17 protein-coding genes are annotated in these 17,472 nt (G+C 67.4%); 9 read left to right on the top strand and 8 right to left on the bottom strand.

Translation table 11 applies throughout. The features are described 5' to 3' along the window. Positions 1 to 22 precede the first annotated feature (22 nt). Genes SB751_RS04700 through SB751_RS04685 form a run of 4 tightly spaced genes read left to right on the top strand, consistent with a single transcriptional unit; the run spans position 23 to position 2,803 of the window. A complete protein-coding gene (locus SB751_RS04700; RefSeq protein ID WP_244844890.1) occupies positions 23 to 889 on the top strand; it encodes a spermidine synthase in 867 nt (288 codons plus the stop codon). Between the two features lie 36 nt (positions 890 to 925). Then, on the top strand, positions 926 to 1,357 hold the full coding sequence (locus SB751_RS04695) for a VOC family protein (protein ID WP_144201400.1): 432 nt from the start codon (positions 926 to 928) through the stop codon (positions 1,355 to 1,357). 7 nt (positions 1,358 to 1,364) lie between these two features. Next, complete coding sequence (locus SB751_RS04690; RefSeq protein WP_144201398.1) at positions 1,365 to 2,135, top strand: 16S rRNA (uracil(1498)-N(3))-methyltransferase; 771 nt, start codon at positions 1,365 to 1,367, stop codon at positions 2,133 to 2,135. Positions 2,136 to 2,161: 26 nt separating this feature from the next. Beyond that, a complete protein-coding gene (locus SB751_RS04685; RefSeq protein ID WP_250025367.1) occupies positions 2,162 to 2,803 on the top strand; it encodes a YidB family protein in 642 nt (213 codons plus the stop codon). A gap of 56 nt (positions 2,804 to 2,859) precedes the next feature. On the opposite strand, the gene SB751_RS04680 is transcribed toward SB751_RS04685, so the two are convergent. From SB751_RS04680 to SB751_RS04670, 3 genes are all read right to left on the bottom strand, one after another. Continuing rightward, entirely contained in the window at positions 2,860 to 3,468 is a 609-nt protein-coding gene (locus tag SB751_RS04680) for a barstar family protein (RefSeq protein ID WP_144201396.1), read from the bottom strand. Next, a complete protein-coding gene (locus SB751_RS04675; protein ID WP_144201472.1) occupies positions 3,465 to 3,860 on the bottom strand; it encodes a ribonuclease domain-containing protein in 396 nt (131 codons plus the stop codon). Before SB751_RS04675 ends, SB751_RS04680 begins: the two co-directional genes overlap by 4 nt. Before the next feature lie 359 nt (positions 3,861 to 4,219). Next, entirely contained in the window at positions 4,220 to 6,544 is a 2,325-nt protein-coding gene (locus SB751_RS04670; protein WP_144201394.1) for an NADP-dependent malic enzyme, read from the bottom strand. A 232-nt stretch (positions 6,545 to 6,776) separates the two neighbouring features. On the opposite strand from SB751_RS04670, the gene thiL reads away from it, so the two are divergent. The 3 genes from thiL to SB751_RS04655 all read left to right on the top strand — a co-directional run bounded on the left by thiL (position 6,777) and on the right by SB751_RS04655 (position 8,959). Further along, positions 6,777 to 7,754, top strand: a complete 978-nt coding sequence (gene thiL, locus SB751_RS04665) for a thiamine-phosphate kinase (RefSeq protein WP_250024789.1) — start codon at positions 6,777 to 6,779, stop codon at positions 7,752 to 7,754. A gap of 99 nt (positions 7,755 to 7,853) precedes the next feature. Then, entirely contained in the window at positions 7,854 to 8,426 is a 573-nt protein-coding gene (locus tag SB751_RS04660; RefSeq protein ID WP_144201390.1) for a phosphatidylglycerophosphatase A, read from the top strand. Between the two features lie 35 nt (positions 8,427 to 8,461). Continuing rightward, positions 8,462 to 8,959, top strand: a complete 498-nt coding sequence (locus tag SB751_RS04655) for a CinA family protein (RefSeq protein ID WP_144201388.1) — start codon at positions 8,462 to 8,464, stop codon at positions 8,957 to 8,959. 27 nt (positions 8,960 to 8,986) lie between these two features. Here the strand turns inward: SB751_RS04655 and pyrF are convergent, their stop codons facing one another. Further along, a complete protein-coding gene (gene pyrF, locus SB751_RS04650) occupies positions 8,987 to 9,805 on the bottom strand; it encodes an orotidine-5'-phosphate decarboxylase (RefSeq protein ID WP_144201386.1) in 819 nt (272 codons plus the stop codon). A 218-nt stretch (positions 9,806 to 10,023) separates the two neighbouring features. Here pyrF and SB751_RS04645 point away from each other — a divergent pair, with 218 nt between their 5' ends. Together SB751_RS04645 and corA are read left to right on the top strand one after the other, a co-directional pair. Beyond that, positions 10,024 to 10,908: a DMT family transporter gene (locus tag SB751_RS04645; RefSeq protein ID WP_144201384.1), complete on the top strand. Its 885-nt coding sequence runs from the start codon at positions 10,024 to 10,026 to the stop codon at positions 10,906 to 10,908. Positions 10,909 to 11,480: 572 nt separating this feature from the next. Next, entirely contained in the window at positions 11,481 to 12,443 is a 963-nt protein-coding gene (gene corA / locus SB751_RS04640) for a magnesium/cobalt transporter CorA (RefSeq protein ID WP_092298717.1), read from the top strand. A 30-nt stretch (positions 12,444 to 12,473) separates the two neighbouring features. On the opposite strand, the gene mtgA is transcribed toward corA, so the two are convergent. From mtgA to SB751_RS04620, 4 genes are all read right to left on the bottom strand, one after another. Next, positions 12,474 to 13,175: a monofunctional biosynthetic peptidoglycan transglycosylase gene (gene mtgA / locus SB751_RS04635; RefSeq protein ID WP_144201470.1), complete on the bottom strand. Its 702-nt coding sequence runs from the start codon at positions 13,173 to 13,175 to the stop codon at positions 12,474 to 12,476. A gap of 71 nt (positions 13,176 to 13,246) precedes the next feature. Further along, positions 13,247 to 14,146: a shikimate dehydrogenase gene (aroE, locus tag SB751_RS04630; RefSeq protein WP_144201381.1), complete on the bottom strand. Its 900-nt coding sequence runs from the start codon at positions 14,144 to 14,146 to the stop codon at positions 13,247 to 13,249. Next, positions 14,146 to 15,075 carry an energy transducer TonB gene (locus tag SB751_RS04625; protein ID WP_144201379.1) on the bottom strand — a complete coding sequence of 310 codons (930 nt, stop codon included), beginning with the start codon at positions 15,073 to 15,075 and terminating at the stop codon, positions 14,146 to 14,148. Before SB751_RS04625 ends, aroE begins: the two co-directional genes overlap by 1 nt. A gap of 125 nt (positions 15,076 to 15,200) precedes the next feature. After that, a complete protein-coding gene (locus SB751_RS04620; RefSeq protein ID WP_410747831.1) occupies positions 15,201 to 17,327 on the bottom strand; it encodes a ribonuclease catalytic domain-containing protein in 2,127 nt (708 codons plus the stop codon). Between the last annotated feature and the right edge of the window lie 145 nt (positions 17,328 to 17,472).

The raw sequence follows: 17,472 nt of genomic DNA, 5'->3' as shown, positions 1-17,472 counted from the left end.
GACCGAATGGCTGGCACCCTGCGTGGGCACCACATTGGGCGATGTCCATGTGATCGCAGCGTCATGTTCGGCATATCAACAGATCGAAATTGGCGAAAGCGCCCAATTTGGCCGCATCTTCCGGCTCGATGGCCGCGTGATGAGCACCGAAGCGGACGCCTGGATCCAGCACGAACTGATGGTCCACCCGATGGCGGCGGCGCACGGCAGCCCGCGCAGCGCGCTGGTGGTGGGCGGCGGCGACGGCGGCTCGGCCTTCGAACTGCTGCGCATTCCCACGATCCGTGAGGTGGTGGTGGCCGAACTGGACGCCGAGGTCGTCCGCCTGGCGCGCGAATGGCTGCCGGGCATCCACCAGGGCGCCTTGAGCGCGCCCGGCAAACCCGACGACCCGCGCCTGCACATCGCCATCGGCGACGCGCTCGGGCTGATGGAAGCCTTCGGCCGTGCCGGCCGGCGCTTCGACCTGATCGTCTTCGACCTGACCGAAGCCGACGATGGCAGCCCTGCCACTGCCCTCTTCTCCCTCCACGGCCTGCAGGCCGCACGTCGCTGCCTGGCGCCGGGCGGGGCGATGTCGATCCACCTCGGCCCGCCGCTGCACCGGCCCGACACGACCCGGCTGCTGCTGGCGCGCCTGCGCGAACTGTTCGCCCATGTGGCACCGCTCGCCACGTTCATCCCGGCCTACGGCGCGCTGTGGGGGATTGCGCTGGCCAGCGACGCGCTGGACATCGCCGCCTGCCCCGCGAGCCAGATCGCCACGCGCCTGCGCCAGTGGCAGCTGACTTCCGCGCTGCGCTGCTATCACGCCGATCTTCATCCGGCGCTGTTCACGCACCCGCGCCATCTGCAGGCGATCTTCGACAGCGCCGGCGGCTCCAAGTAACATGCACAGGAAACGCCTGCCCATCCGGAGACCATCATGCCCAGACCGTCCAACACGCCCTGGCTGACCCCGTACCTCACGGTGGCCAGTGGTCGCGCCGCGCTCGACTTCTACAGCCGCGCCTTCGGCTTCACCGCCGGCCATGTGCTCGACGAAAACGGCGTGCCCACCCACGCGGAGATGCACTACCAGGGCGAACTCGTGGTCATGTTCGCGCCGGAAGGCGCCTGGGGCAGCACGGCGCGCACGCCGCGCTCGCTCGGCGTGGAGGCCCCGCAGACCTTCTACGTCTACTGCGGCGACGTGGACGCCATCTACGCCCAGGCCATCGCCGCCGGCGCCATCAGCGTCATGCCGCCCGCCGACCAGTTCTGGGGCGACCGCTACTGCATGGTCGAAGACCCGGATGGCTACCGCTGGGGCTTCGCCACCCGCCTCGACCCGGCCAAGGCGCCCGCCAACTCCTGACTGACTGATGCCCCCTCGCTTTTTCATTGACTCGGCATTGACTGCCGATGCCGTGCTCGACTTGCCCGACGCCGTGGTGCGTCACATCCAGGTGCTGCGCCTCGCCCCGGGCGACGCCATCACGCTGTTCGACGGCCGCGGCGGCAGCCACGCGGCCACGCTGGCGGACCTCGGCAAGCGGCACGCCACCGCGCAGGTGGCCGGGCACGATCCGGCCGAAGCCGAACTGCCCTACCGCGTGACGCTGGCGCAGGGGTTGGCCGGCGGCGACAAGATGGACTGGCTGATCGAGAAAGCCGTCGAACTCGGCGTGACCGAGATCCAGCCGTTGCAGGCCGCGCGCTCGGTCGTGCGGCTGTCCGGCGACCGCGCCGCGCGCCGCCAGGCGCACTGGCAGGCCCTTGTGCAGGCCGCGTGCGAGCAATGCGGACGGAACCGCTTGCCGGACGTGGCGCCGCTGGCTACCTTGGAAGCATGGCTGGCGGCATCGGCCCCATCGGCCCCATCGGCCCAGAAAGCCGGGTCCGCACCCCGGCTGCTGCTCTCGCCACGCGCGGCGGCGTCGCTGCCCGAATTGGCCGCCACGCACCGCGATGCCTGGCGCGAACAGGGTGTAACGCTGCTGATCGGCCCCGAGGGCGGGCTATCTCCCGAGGAAGAAGCGGCGGCGATCCGCGCCGGATTCACGGGCGTGTCGCTGGGGCCGCGCATCCTTCGTACCGAAACCGCCGGGCTTACCTGCCTGGCGGCCCTGAACGCCGTACTTGGCGGATTCTGACCTTCCAAACTCCAAAGGAGTCGATGATGGGACTACTCGATAGCGTGCTGGGCGGCGTGCTCGGCCAACTGGGCGGGCAGCGCGAGGATGGCCAACCCGGCGGGGGCGGCATGAATCCGAAGCTGATGATCGCGCTCGGCCTGCTGGCCATGATGGCGATGCGCAACAAGACACAGGGCGCCGATGGCAGCATGGCACCGGCTGAAGCGGGTGATCCGGGCGCGGCGGATGGCTTGGGTGGGCTGGGCGGGTTGGGTGGACTCGGGGGCCTGGGCGGAATGCTAGGGGGGATGCTCGGCGGCGGCAGCGCGCCGGCGCCCGGCGGCATGGACCTCGGCTCGTTGCTCGGCGGCCTGCTGGGCGGCCAGGGCGAAGCCACCGGCAGCGCGCAGGCGATGGGTGCCGCCACGGGCGGCATCGGCGCGCTGCGCGACATGCTCTCTCAGGCCGGTCTTGGCCAGCAGGTGGATTCGTGGATCGGCGCCGGCGCCAACGAGCCGGTCAGCCCGGCGGACCTGAGTGGCGCGCTGGGCGGCAGCGGCGCGCTGCAATCGCTGGCGGAAACCACAGGGATGTCGCCCGACGACGTGGCGGCCAGCCTCAGCGAAGGCCTGCCCGAACTGATCGACCGGCTCACGCCGAACGGCCAGTTGCCGCCATCGGCCTGACCCGCAAAACAAAATGCCCGCTGCAACAGCGGGCATTTCTTATTCAGCAGGCAGATTCAGGCGAACGAGTAGAACACCCGGAACTGGACCTTGCGCTCGGCCCAGAATTCGGCCGCGTCGCGGAAGACGTCGAGCAGCACCTCGCGCCCTTCCTTGTCGAATTTCTGCGCAATCGGCAGCCCTTCCAGCACGATCACGAAGCCCGGCTGCGGGCCGGCCTTGTAGATCATGTCAGTCAGGCAATCAGACAGCGCATCGAAATTCTTGCCGAAATGCTTCGGGAAAGTGAATTCCGTGGCTATCGTCTCGAGGATTTCCGCCTTGCTCGCGCAATGGGCGCAATTGGCGTACAGGAAATGCTGGTTCAGCGCGGCGGCCGCGTGGGCCAGCTCAGGCACGCGGAACGCGCGAATCGACTGGACGATGTTCGGACGCACCGTCTTGAACAGGTTCATGGCTCCCTCGCTGGTGCCGTCGTCGGCCCAGGTCACCATGGCGGGCGCGCATGCGGGCGGAAGTCTGTGCGTGAGCTCCTGGCGGGGCATCATGAGCACGTTGTCATAAAGGTTCTGGGCCTGATGGTGGGCCCGTTGCCAGCCATCTCCGGCGCCGCGCTCCTCGCGGGCGGCAAGGGCGTCGCCCAATCCGAAAATGTCAGTCATCATTTGGTTATCCGTTTGAAACTGTTGTAGTGGTCTTCCGTGTAATAGCAGTCGTTGGCGGCGCGCTGATCCCCACCACAAACGATCCGCCTGGCTCCCCGATTCCGGCTTTTGCTGTTGCTGTTCTTGACGGTGTATTCGCGGTAATACCCGCGCGGCTGCTGCGGCAGGATGCGTTCGTAATTGCCGAACCGCGAACCATCCTTGTCGAACGGGAACGGCCCGCCGGACTCGATGCGCTCCAACGTCTGGCGCGCATCGTTGGGCAACTGCTGCGTGGCGATGGTTCCCGCCATGCCGTCGATGCTGGCGCCCAGATCCTGCGTCGCCTGCCGTGCCACCGCAACCTGCGCACCGGTGGCGATGGCCACCGACAGCACCGCGCCCGCCAACACATGGCCCAGGCGTCGTGCCAGGCTCAGGGACTGCCAAAGTGACTGCCGCTGCGTCTGGTTCGGGGAAATCCTGGATCCCACGTTATCGAAATATTGGTTGGACGGTCATTCCGGCGCGCGAAACCTGCTCGCGGGCACCGGCGCGCCCGGGACGAGCGCCTGCATTCAAAGGCGTAAGGTTACGCGCATGTCCACCAATAATCAATCCCTGCGCGCCGTCGCGCCGGAAATCCTCAATTGTTTCAATATGTTATTTGGATGTGTGCGCATACTAACCTTGCATGCGACGCCCCGAACGGGCGCATGAAAAAAGCCGGGCGAGCCCGGCTTTCCGCATACCACGTGGCAAATACCCGACTTCAGCGCTTGGCCGCCGCGTCCACCACGACCAGCGAGGTCATGTTGACGATACGTCGCACCGTGGCCGACGGCGTCAGGATGTGCACCGGCGCCTTCACGCCCAGCAGGATCGGGCCGATGGCCACATTGTTGCCCGCCGCCACCTTGAGCAGGTTGTACGAGATGTTGGCCGCGTCGATGTTCGGACACACCAGCAGGTTGGCCTCGCCCACCAGTGCGCCATCCGGCACCAGCGAATCACGCAGCTTCTGGTCGAGCGCGCTGTCGCCGTGCATCTCGCCATCCACCTCGAGCTCCGGCGCGCGTTCGCGCAGGATGGCGAGCGTCTCGCGCATCTTGCGGGCCGAAGGCGCCTCGGACGTACCGAAGTTCGAATGCGACAGCAGGCCCACCTTCGGCTCGATGCCGAAGCGCTTGAGCTCCTCAGCCGCCATCATCGTGATCTCGGCCAGCTCGTCGGCGGTCGGGTCGATGTTGACGTGGGTGTCCACCAGGAAGATCTGGCGGCCCGGCAGGACCAGCCCGTTCATGGCCGCGTAGACCTTGTTCGTGCCACCCAGCACCTGGTCGATGTAGCGCAGGTGCGCGGCCGTGGTGCTGACCGTGCCGCAGATCATGCCATCGGCCTCGCCCTTCTTGACCAGCATGGCGCCGATCAGCGTCGTACGGCGGCGCATCTCCAGCTTGGCGTACTGCTGGGTGATGCCCTCGCGCGCCATCATCTTGTAATAGCTTTCCGAATAATCCCGGAAACGCTCGTCGTGCTCGGGGTTGACCACGGTGAAGTCCACGCCCATGCGCAGGCGCAGGCCGAAACGCTCGATGCGGTGCGTCAGCACAGCCGGACGGCCGATCAGGATCGGGTTGGCCAGCTTTTCGTCGACGATGACCTGCACCGCGCGCAGCACGCGCTCTTCCTCGCCCTCGGCGAAGACGATGCGCTTCTTCTCCATCTCCACCTTGCGCGCCGCCGCGTAGATCGGCTTCATCAGCGTGCCCGAGTGGTAGACGAACTGCTGGAGCTGGAGGCGGTAGGCGTCCATGTCCTCGATCGGGCGCGCGGCCACGCCGGACTTGGCGGCGGCCTCGGCCACGGCCGGGGCGATCTTGACGATCAGGCGCGGATCGAACGGCTTCGGGATCAGGTATTCCGGACCGAAGGACAGGTCCTGGATGCCGTAGGCCGTTGCCACGATGTCGCTCTGCTCCTGGCGTGCCAGTTCGGCCACGGCGTGGGCGGCGGCCACTTCCATTTCACGCGTGATCGTCGTGGCGCCGCAATCGAGCGCGCCACGGAAGATGAACGGGAAGCAGAGGACGTTGTTGACCTGGTTCGGATAGTCGGTACGGCCCGTGGCGATCACGGCGTCCGGACGCACTTCCTTGACCAGTTCCGGCATGATTTCCGGGTTCGGATTGGCGAGTGCCAGCACCAGCGGCTTGTCGGCCATGCGCTGGACCATGTCCTGCTTCAGCACGCCGGCGGCGGACAGGCCCAGGAAGATGTCGGCGCCATCGATGACCTCCGCCAGCTTGCGCTTGTCGGTCTTCTGCGAGAAACGCGCCTTCTCCGGGTCCATCAGCTCGGTACGGCCTTCATAGACCACGCCGACCAGATCGGTCACCCAGATGTTCTCGATGGGCAGGCCCAGGTCCACCAACAGGTCCAGGCAGGCCAGCGCGGCCGCGCCGGCGCCCGAGGCGACCAGCTTGACCTCGGAGATGTCCTTGCCTACCACCTTCAGGCCATTGATGACCGCCGCGCCCACCACGATGGCGGTGCCGTGCTGGTCATCGTGGAAGACGGGAATCTTCATCCGCTCGCGCAGCGTGCGCTCCACGTAGAAGCATTCCGGCGCCTTGATGTCCTCGAGGTTGATGCCGCCGAAGGTCGGCTCGAGCGAGGCGATGATGTCGACCAGCTTCTGGGGGTCTTTTTCGTCGATTTCGATGTCAAACACATCGATCCCGGCGAATTTCTTGAACAGGCCGGCCTTGCCTTCCATGACCGGCTTCGAGGCTGCGGCGCCGATGTCGCCCAGGCCCAGCACGGCCGTGCCGTTGGTAATCACGGCAACGAGGTTGCCACGCGCGGTGTAGCGGAAGGAATTGGCCGGATCGGCAACGATCTCCTCGCAAGCGGCGGCAACGCCCGGCGAATAGGCCAGGGCCAGGTCGCGCTGGTTCGAGAGCGGCTTGGTCGGGGTGACGGAAATCTTGCCCGGGGTCGGAAACTCGTGATATTCGAGCGCGGCCTTGCGCAGCGCCTCACGCTGCTGTTGTTTCAGATCGTCTTGGGACGGGGACTGCTGAGGACTGGTCATCTGCGCATCTTCCGATCGGTGGAGCCGCACTGAAATTCGCGGAAAACCGAGCGGGCCGGCTCCACGTACCCGCTGTCTCTGCTTTTTGAACTGCGCATTTTATATTGTGAAATATTATTTCACAATAAGCGTTTTGCGCGGGGCAGCTTTGCGTTTCGGTACAATATGCCGCATGCCGAAGGGCTTGACCACCGGTAATCTCCTCGGCTTTTTCGCCAAACGCCCATCCCCCATGCCGGACCCCGCCAGCGCCCCGCTTTCCGAATTCGACCTGATTCGCCAGTTCTTCACCCGGCCAGTGCACAAGGCCGCGTTGGGCGTGGGCGACGATTGCGCGCTGATCGACGGCCGTCCGGGCCATCAGCTGGCCATCAGCACCGACATGCTGGTCAGCGGTCGCCATTTCTTCCCCGATGTGCCTCCGCGTGCGCTCGGCCATAAGGCATTGGCGGTCAATCTCTCCGATCTCGCCGCGATGGGCGCCGAACCACGCGCCTTCACGCTCGCGCTGGCCTTGCCCGAGGCGGACCCCGCCTGGCTGGCCGAACTGGCCGCCGGCATGCTGGTGCTGGCCGATGCCCACGGCTGCGAACTGATCGGCGGCGATACGACCAAGGGGCCGCTCACGCTGTCCATCACCGTGTTCGGCGATGTGCCCGGCCGTCAGGCGCTGCGCCGCGACGCCGCGCGGCCCGGCGACGATATCTGGATCTCCGGCACCCTCGGCGATGCCCGCCTTGCGCTGGGCGACTGCCGCGGTGAATGGCTGCTGCCCGAGCCGGATTTCACAATCATCCGGCCGCGCATGGACACCCCCACTCCGCGCGTGGCGCTGGGCATGGCGCTGCGTGGCATCGCCCATGCCGCGCTCGATATTTCGGACGGGCTGATCGGCGACCTCGGCCATATCCTCACGCGCTCGGCAGTGGGCGCGATCATCGACGTGGACGCGTTGCCGCGCTCCGAAGTGCTCGGCGCCCAGCCGCTGGCGCGCCAGCGCGAATGCGTGCTGGCCGGCGGCGATGACTACGAGCTGTGCTTCACGGCGCCCGCCGGCGCGCGCGAAGCCATCGCCGGCATCTCCCGGCAACTCGGCCTGCCGCTTACGCGTGCCGGCAACATCACTCCGGAGCCAGGCCTGCGCCTGGTGGACCGCGACGGCAACCCCTACACCTTCGGCGGCGCCGCGTTCGACCACTTCGCTTCCTGACACTTCGCCCGTGACCCATGTCATGATGCCGCCATGCGCACGGCGGGAGCCACCGCCGCGCGCCACATTACAAAAGCAAGACAGACGAGCCAACTCCTGATGTCCGCCTATCCTCCCGGGGCCGCGCCGCGCGACCCTGTTCCCCCCGTCACGCTGGAAGCGGGACAAACCGCGCGCGTCACGCGCCCCACCGCCCGCTTCATGCTCGGCCATCCCGCGCGCGCCATCGCGCTCGGCTTCGGCTCGGGGCTGTCGCCGGTCAGCCCGGGCACGGTCGGCACGTTGTACGGCTGGCTGTCGTTCGTCGTGATTTCGATGTGGATCGAACCGTCCACGTGGCTCTGGATCATCGCCGGCGGTTTCCTCGTCGGCATCTGGGCGTGCATGCGCACCGCGCGCGACATGGGCGTGTACGACCATGGCAGCATGGTCTGGGACGAAATCGTGGCGTTCTGGCTGGTGCTGCTGTTCGTCACCCCCACCGGCTTCTGGGGCCAGTTCGCGGCGTTCCTGTGGTTCCGCCTGTTCGACATCGCCAAACCGGCGCCCATCGCCTACTACGACCGCACGCTCAAGGGCCCCGGCCTGCTCGGCGCGTTTGGCGTGATGTTCGACGACATCTTCGCGGCCTTCTACACCCTGCTCGTATTCGCGCTCTGGCGCTCGCTCTGAGCGGGCATCGCATCGTCTAATAAGGATTCGCCGATATGTCCGTCAGTCGCCTGCTTGACCAGCTCGCCATCCAGGCCGGTTCCGTCCTTGCGGAACATTCGCTGATGCTTGCCACGGCGGAATCGTGCACCGGCGGCCTCGTCGCGGCCGCGATCACCGATGTGGCCGGGTCGTCCGGCTGGTTCGAGCGCGGCTTCGTCACGTATTCCAACGAAGCCAAGTCCACCATGCTGGGGGTGCCGGCGAAGCTGATCCGCGATCACGGCGCGGTCAGCGAGGAAGTGGCCCACGCCATGGCCGAGGGCGCGCTGCTGAACAGCCGCGCGCAGGTGTCGCTGGCGATTACCGGCGTGGCCGGCCCGGGCGGCGGCACTGCCGACAAGCCCGTCGGCATGGTCTGCTTTGGCTGGAGCAACCGCGTCACCACGCTGACCGGGACGCAGCGGTTCAAGGGCGATCGCGCCCAGATCCGCCGCCAGGCTGCCGAGCACGCCATGCGCGGCCTGCTCGAACTGATCCGAAACGAGCAGTAAGCCGCCCGTTTCGGCCGCTGTCACGGTTTATCCGTGACGATAGCGGTTGATGGTCTCGCGCGTCTGCAACGCCACATTCCGGGCGGCCTTGGCGAAATCCTTGTCACGGCTCGCGTACAGGATGGCGCGCGAGGAATTGATCATCATGCCGGTGCCGTCGGCGGTACGGCCGGCCTTCACGGTCGCCTCGATGTCTCCGCCCTGCGCGCCAATGCCCGGGATCAGCAGCGGCATGTCCCCCACGATCTGGCGCACCTTGGCGATCTCATTGGGGAACGTCGCCCCCACCACCAGCCCCATCTGCCCGTTGGTGTTCCAGCGTTCGCGCGCGGCCTCGGCCACCACCTGGTAGAGCGGCTTGCCGTCCACCTGCAGGAACTGCACGTCCGAGCCGCCCGGGTTCGAGGTCCGGCACAGCACGATCACCCCACGGCCCGGATAGGCCAGGTAGGGCGACATCGAATCGAACCCCATGTACGGGCTGACCGTGACCGCATCGGCGCGGTAGCGCTCGAACGCCTCCAGGGCATAGTGCTCGGCCGTGGAGCCGATGTCGCCGCGCTTGGCGTCCAGGATCACCGGAATCCCCGGGTGGGCGTCGTGGATGTACTCGATCAGTTGCTCGAGCTGGTCCTCGGCGCGCTGCGAATGGAAATAGGCGATCTGCGGCTTGAAGGCGCAGACCAGGTCGGCCGTGGCGTCGACGATCTCGCGGCAGAACGAGAAGATCGCGCCGCCCGTGCTGGTCAGGGACAGCGGCAGCTTGGCCGGGTCCGGATCGAGTCCGACGCACAGCAGGGAATCGTTACGCTGCCATGCGGCGGACAGCTGCTCGGTGAAAGTCATGGGATGCTCGATATGGGTAAGGCCCCGGGGGCCGGACGTTATCCAAGGATAACGCGGCGGCGCGCCGGCTGGTTGTCGCGGGGCGCCGCCAGCGCGGTCCGGCGCACGATATATGGCGTTGGCGCAATTTTACCCGTTGCGTGCTATCGTTTTCGGGTTTTGCGCTTCCGCTTAATAAGAGCGACCCCGCCACGTCGCCAAATCCCGTCTCGCCTCCCATGTCCCTTGATCGCCGCGGTCTCGTCCTGCTCATCATCCTCACACTCGCCTGGGGCATCAACTGGCCCATCATGAAAGTGGGCGTGGCCCATTTCCCGGCCATGGGCTTCCGGCTGCTCTGCATGGCCGGCGGGCTGGTGGCGCTGGGGCTGGCGCTGAAGCTGCGCGGGGAGTCCCTCCACGTGCCGCGCGCCAGCTGGCCGATGGTGATCAAGCTGGCCATCCCGAACATGGTGATCTGGCACCTGTTCGCGATCTGCGCGGTCAAGATGCTGTCCTCGGGCCGCGCGGCCATCCTCGGCTACACCATGCCGATCTGGGCCGTGGTCTGGGGGCTGGTGCTGTTCCGGGACCGCATCGCCCTGTCCGCCTGGGTCGGCATTGCCTGCGCGCTGGCCGGCACGGTGCTGCTGCTCTCGGGCGAGATCGCTGCGCTGACCGGCAGCCCGGCCGGCACCCTGCTGATGCTGGTGGCGGCAGCCGGCTGGGGGCTGGGCACCCAGCTGATGAAGCGGACCCAGGTGGATATTCCCATCGGCGCGCTCACCTTCTGGATGCTGGCCATCACCCTGCCCTTCCTTGGCCTTGGCACGCTGCTGCTGGAGTCGGGCTGGCGCATGCCCACCGCCGTGGAATGGGGCGCCATCGCCTACAACGCGGTGGTGGTCTTTGCCTACTGCCACCTGGTCTGGTTCGCGCTGGCGCGCAGCCTGCCGCCGGTGGTGTCCAGCCTGTCGATCATGTTCATCCCCGTGGTGGGGGTCTTCTCGGGCATGTGGCTGCTCGGCGAGACGCCGCACTGGCAGGACTACGCGGCCATCTTGCTGATGTTCGCGGCGCTGTCTTCGGTGATGCTGGCCCCGCTGCTGCGCCGCCGCCTTTGAGCCGGCCTATTAGCCGGCCCATAAGCTGGCCCATAAGCCGGACCCATAAGCCAGCCTGTAAGCCAAACGTAGGCCGGCGTTCGCGGCGCGCAACGGGCGCCGCGCGGGATGAGATTTCGCTTAACAAGCCCCCCTGCGTTGGATTACACTCGCGGCCATCAGAATCCCGGAGAAAGTACGTGGGCAGTAGCATCGGGTGTTCGAGTTGCCGCGGTCGTGCCGCGACATCGTCGGATGCCATGTCACTGCGGGCTGCGTAACGACGATCCGCGGGGCCCTGCCCTTGCTTATCGCCGTCCTTGCCCGCAGACACCTGCGGGTGAGTGTCTTTCCGTTTCCCCCTGCGGCGGTCGCCCTGACTGCCGTGTCGCGCTTCGGAGCTTCCCTCTCCCGGCCAGCCAGCCAAACCCAGGCAAACGCCATCGCCTTGCCCGCGCGCCGCTTTGTTGCGGCCGCCCGCAGCGCGATCACGCTTGCCCGTGGCCGCGCCATGGTCACCCGGCTGGCTTGCCTTGCCTGCGCCTGTCTTCGATGCATCGACAACCGCGCCATCAGTAACAAGGAACCCAGGGATGATCAACCTGTTCGTCCTGCAGAAAGGCCGGCTTGCCCAGGAGCAGGTCGACGAGCGCAATGAGCTGCTGCAGCACAAGCCCATCTGGATCGACGTCGTCAGCCCCGACGACGAGGAGCTGGCATGGATCAAGGAAGCCTATAACGTCGTCCTGCCGGAACTCGAGGACCTCGGTGACCTGGAGGCGTCAGCCCGGTATTTCGAGGGCGAGGACGAGAACATCCACATCCGCACCGACTTCCTGCTGGCCGAGGACGAGGCGTCGCGCAACGTGCGCGTGGCCTTCGTGCTCACGCGCGACGTGCTGTTCTCCATCCACGACGAGGATCTGCCGGTGTTCCGGCTGGTGCGCCTGCGCGCGCGCATGCGGCCGGGTTCGGTGCGCAACGCCAAGGACGTGCTGATGGACCTGTACGCCACCGACGCCGAGTACTCCGCCGACTCCATCGAAGAGATCTACGAGCGGCTGGAGGAAGCCAGCCGCCGGGTGCTGGCCGAGAACGTGACCGATGCCGCCGCCGCCGACGTGCTGGAAACCATCGCCCGCGAGGAAGACTTGAACGGCCGCATCCGCCGCAACGTCATGGATACGCGCCGCGCGGTATCGTTCCTGATGCGCAGCCAGTTGCTGTCCGCCGAGCAGCAGGACGAGGCCCGCCAGATCCTGCGCGACATCGACTCCATCGAGAACCACACCGCGTTCCTGTTCGACAAGATCAACTTCCTGATGGACGCGACGGTCGGCTTCATCAACATCAACCAGAACAAGATCATCAAGCTGTTCTCGGTGGTGTCGGTGGCGCTGATGCCACCGACGCTGATCGCGAGCATCTACGGGATGAACTTCAAGCTGATGCCGGAGCTGGACTGGGCCGCCGGCTACCCGTGGGCCATCGCGCTGATGGCTGTGTCGGCGGCGATTCCGCTGATCTACTTCCGCCGCAAGGGCTGGCTGAGCTGAGGGCGGCACCAGCGCCCATTGCCGGACACCCTAGTCCGGCAGCGTGGCCGCGCCCATGCGGCGCGCGATGATCGACGCCTTGACGCGGAAGTTGACGTGCACGTTGGCGCAATATGTCTTCTTGTCGAAGCATTTCGGCGCCGGCAGCGCCGCCGCGAGGCGCGCGGCCTGCCCGACGCCTAGCTTGGCGGCCGAGGTGTGGAAGTAGTGCTGGGCGGCGGCCTCGGCACCGAAGACGCCCTCGCCCCACTCCACCGAATTCAGGTAAATCTCAAAGATCCGCTGCTTGTCGAGCCAGAACTCGAGCATCCACGTGATGGCCAGCTCCTGGCCCTTGCGCAGGTAGTGCTGCTCGGGCGCCAGGAACAGGTTCTTGGCCAGCTGCTGGGTGATGGTCGACCCGCCGCGCACGATGCGCCCGCGCTGCTTGTTGCGCTCCCAGGCGGTCAGCATCGCGTCGAGGTCGTAGCCGGGATGATTGACGAAATCCGCGTCCTCGCTGGCGATGACCGCGCGCTTCAGGTGCCGCGAGATGTCGTCGTAGCGCACCCACTCGCGCTCGACCCCGCAACTCCAGAAATTCACGCCGCAGAGCCGCCAGCGCTCGGCGCGCAGGAAGGTCGTGGACGACGGGTTCACGACCTGCCACGCGGCAATCTGGAGGAAGAAGTACAGCTGCATGGCCAGCACGCCCGCCACCAGGCAGCCGGCCAGATAGCCGAGCCAGCGCAGCGGATTGGCCGCGCTGCCGGCGCGCGCCGGCGATCGGGAGGAGGTCCGCTGGCGCGCCAAGCCGGGTGGCCTCAGCGGGCGGCTTCGGCCTGGAGCCCGGCTCGCAATTCAGCGAGAACAGGGACGGTGTTGGGCCGCACGCCGCGCCAGTTGTAGAACGCCTCGGCGGCCTGCTCCACGAGCATGCCCAGGCCGTCGCTGGTGCGCGCGCCGCACTGGGCGGCGTAGGCCAGGAACACGGTCGGCCGGGCGCCGTACATCATGTCGTAGGCCAGCACGCCCTCGCCCAGCAGGTACTCGGGCACGGGCGGCACTTCGCCCTGGAGGCTGCTCGACGAGGCGTTGATCACTACGTCGCAGCGCTCCTCCTCGCTCAGGGCGGACAGCGCGTCGAGCCCGCCGCCCCACAGTTCCACGTTGTACTGGTCGGCGGCCTCGACGAATTCCTCGAGCATGTCGCTCGCCCGGGAAGCGGTGCGATTGGCCACCACGATCCGCGCCGGACGGCACTCGATCAGCGGCAGCATCGCCCCCATGGCCGCGCCACCGGCGCCGAGCAGCAGGATGCGCTTGTCTTCCAGCAGCACGTCCAGGTTGTCCTGGATGTCGCGGACCAGACCCACGCCGTCGGTGTTGTCGCCATGGATCAGGCCGTCCTCGATCCACATCGTGTTGACCGCGCCCGCGGCCTCGGCGCGCGGGGTCAGGCGGTCCGCCAGGTCATACGCTTCCAGCTTGAACGGGGTGGTCACGTTGAAGCCGTGGCCACCTTCGGCCAGGAAACGGCGCACCGTGTCGGCGAAGGCGCCGAGCGGCGCCTCCAGGCGGTCGTACTGCACGGCCTCGCCGGTCTGGCGTGCGAAGGCGGCGTGGATGGCCGGCGAGCGGCTGTGCGAAACAGGGTTGCCCACCACCACGTAGCGGTCTGGCTGCACGGGCGGGTTAGGCTGGGAAGTCGGGTCTGTGGTCATCAACGGGGTTGCAGGCGGACGTCGAGCCCGCTCCGCGTGAACTTGAACGTGGAAATGACTTCCAGGATGTCCTGGCGCTGTTGCATTTCCGGGGTAAAGGCGCCGAACGGCGCGGCGGCGCGCACGATGGCCACGGCCTGGCGGTCCAGCGCGGGGTCGCCCGAACTCTTGGCCACGTCGATGGACTCGACGTTGTAGCCGTCGCGGTTATAGCCGAGCTTGCCGAGCCGGTTGACGTTGATCACCAGGATCAGCTGGCCGTACAGCGGCTTGCCGTTGCGCTGGGGGAAATCGCTCGTGCCGCGCGTCTCGATCTTGCGGCGCAGGCGGTCGTAATACTGGGCGTAGTCCACGCCCTGGGCGCTGGTCGCGGTCAGCTGCATGCGCTTGGGGCGCTTGGCGTACTGCTCCAGGTTGCGGCCGATCTCGGCCTCCAGCCGCGCCATCTCGGTCACGGAGGTGCGGTCGTCCTGGCCGCGCGTGGGGGCCGGCTGCTGCTGTTCGCCCGGCTTCACGGGCTGGCTGCGCACGCTCGGCGCGGCCTCGCGCGATTGCGTCATCAGCCGGCGCTGCTCTTCTTCCAGTTGCTCGATGCGGCGCTGCGTCAGCCGCATCAGGTCGCCATCCTTGGACTCGGTCTGCGCCGGCAGCGGCGTGGTGGCGCGCTGGGCGTCATGGTCGCCGCCGCCGTCCAGGTTGGCCTGGGCCAGCACCGTCGGGTCGCGCGGCCGCTCGGCGGACTTGGAATTGACCAGCACCACGTCAAGCTGCGGATCGGACCGCTTGATCTCGAAGACCTCGGGCGCGGCAATCCGCACCATCAGGAGCAGCGCGTGAATGACCACCGACACGGCCAGCGCCTTGGCCAGCGTGCCGCTGGAATGCCACCACTGCAGGGGATGGCGGGGAGCAACAAGAACGGCGTTCACGATGGCGGCGGGCGGAGAGTCCGGGCAGGGCAGACAGTAAAGACGAAGGGCGGCCGCCCCACCGCAGGCGGGGTTGGCCGGATCAGACTTCGATTGTAAGGGAGCGGATTGCTTTTCCGAAGGGGTCAGGCCGCCGGGCCAGCCCCGGTGTCGCGTGGCGCCGACGCCTCGTCGTCCGAAGCGGGCTCGGCATCCTCCCCGGCCGGGGTTTCCTGGCCTGCCGTACCCCCCTCGGCAGCCGCTTCCGCCGCATCTTCGGCCGCCGCCTCTGCGGCTGCCTCGGCCGACACTTCCGCCGCTTCCTCGTCGGTTTCCAGTTCCTCCTCGGGAACCTCGCCCTCGCCGGCAAAGACCTCAAGCACGCGGCACGACACTTCCAGCGAAATCTCGTCCGTCGAGGCAATCTCGAGCAGCACCTGGGTGCCCCGGGCCGCCTGCGCCAGTTCCGGCACGCGCGTCACCAGCGGAATCTCGGTAAAGCGCACCGCGCCTTCCTTGAGCACCGTCGCCATCAGCTTCTCGCGGCCTTCCTGGGCCAGCCAGCGCAGGCACCAGTAGCGTTCCATGGTGGACTGGTGCTCGGCATACGCCGCATAGGTGCCTTCGAAGTCCGCCACGGCAGCCAGCAGGTCGGCATCCTTGGGCTTGAACGGCGCCACCAGCTTGGCCGTGACGCCATGCTGCGCCACCGCCAGGATCTGCCACTGGTTCACCAGATCGACGTAGCGGCGCAGCGGCGAGGTGCTCCACGCGTACTGCGCCACGCCCAGCCCCTCGTGCGGCGCCGGGTAGGTCTGCATCCGCGTGCGGTGCATGCCCCACGCCTTCTGGGTGCGATAGATGCCCGGCACGCCGTGGTCGGCCAGCAGCTTGCCCCACGTGCTGTTGGCCAGGATCATCAACTCGGCCACGATCTTGTCCAGCGGGGAGCCCCGGCGGCGCTGCTCGATGCGCACGCGCTCGGCGCCGCCTTCGAGTTGATCGATATAGAAGTTGTAGTCGGCCCGGTTGTGCGACTCCGGCCGCAGCCCGCTGGCAAGGCGCGCGCGCTGGCGCTCGTCGTGCAGATGGTTGGCCAGGTGGAACAGGTGCGTCAGCGCGGCCCGGAACGGGTAGTCGCCGGTGCCGTTGGCCAGCGCGGCCTCGGTCACCACGTCCTCGAGCAGGTTGTGGCGCAGGTTGGCGGCAATCGGCACGCGCTCGGCGCGGGTCTCGCTGGCGGTGATGGCGATGCCGTCCGGCGTGTTCGGGTCCACCGTCACATACAGCGACAGCGCCGGGCAGGTGCGCCCTTCCTGGAGCGTGTAGCGCTCCACGATGGGGTCCGGCAGCATGGTGATCTTGTCGCCCGGGAAGTACACCGTGGACAGGCGCTGGCGCGCGATGGCGTCGAGCGCATCGCCACGCTTGATGCCCAGCGCCGGCGCGGCGATGTGGATGCCCACGCGCAGCTTGCCGCCATCGAGTTCGGTGACGGACAGCGCATCGTCGATCTCGGTGGTCGTCACATCGTCGATCGAGAACGCCTGCACGTCGGCCAGCGGCAGGTCGCCGCCCGGCTCGGGCACGTCCACGTCCGGGAAGCCGGTGCCCTTCGGGAAGCATTCGGAGAGGAACTTGGCCTCGTGCAGCGCGCGCGGGCTGGACACGCCGCCCACGGCCACCATCAGCCGCATCGGCGTCATGCCGAGCGCCGTGCAGGCGGCATCCATCGCCTTGAATTCGAGGCTGTTCTTGTCCGGCTTGAACAGCAGTTGCAGCACCTTGCCCCGGAACGCGTCCGGCAGCGTCAGCGCCTTGAGCTGGTCTTCATAGCCGGCCTGCACCAGCGCCTGCTGCTTCTTGCGTTCGACGGCGGCCAGCGCGGCCTGCAGCTGGTCTTCCGGCGCGCGCAGGTAGCGGCCACGGCCCTTGCGGCGGAAGTAGACCGGATTGCCATGCAGCACCATGGCCAGCGCGGCCTGCTGCACCGGGCCGGCATCTGCGCCGTAGTATTCGGCGGCCAGCTCGGCAAAGCCGAATTCCTCGGCCGGCGCGCATTCCCAGAGGAAGTCGAGGTCGATGTCGGCGGTCAGGTCGCCGGTCTGCCGCACCATTTCGATTGCCGACGGCTGGGCAAACTGCAGCAGCACGTCGCGCGCCTTCACCTTGGTGCGCTTGCCTGCCGGCAATTCCACCTGGTAGGCCTCACCCTGCTGGGCGAGCACGGTGCCGGCGCGAATTTCGCCGCCTTCTTCAAACAGCAACTGCATGGATCGGTACTTTCAGAAATGCCGGGCGCCGTCGCAGCGTGAGCGTGGGAGCGGGTTTCCGGGCAGAGTCGACGGACCGCCCGTGATGGATGGGCGCCGTGGGCCGCCATAAGGCAATGGTTCCGGCAGATGTGGCCGGTCGGAC

Source organism: Cupriavidus sp. SIMBA_020, from assembly GCF_046535395.1.
GTDB classification, from domain to species: Bacteria; Pseudomonadota; Gammaproteobacteria; order Burkholderiales; family Burkholderiaceae; genus Cupriavidus; species Cupriavidus campinensis.
This window is presented reverse-complemented; position numbering and strand designations above follow the sequence as displayed.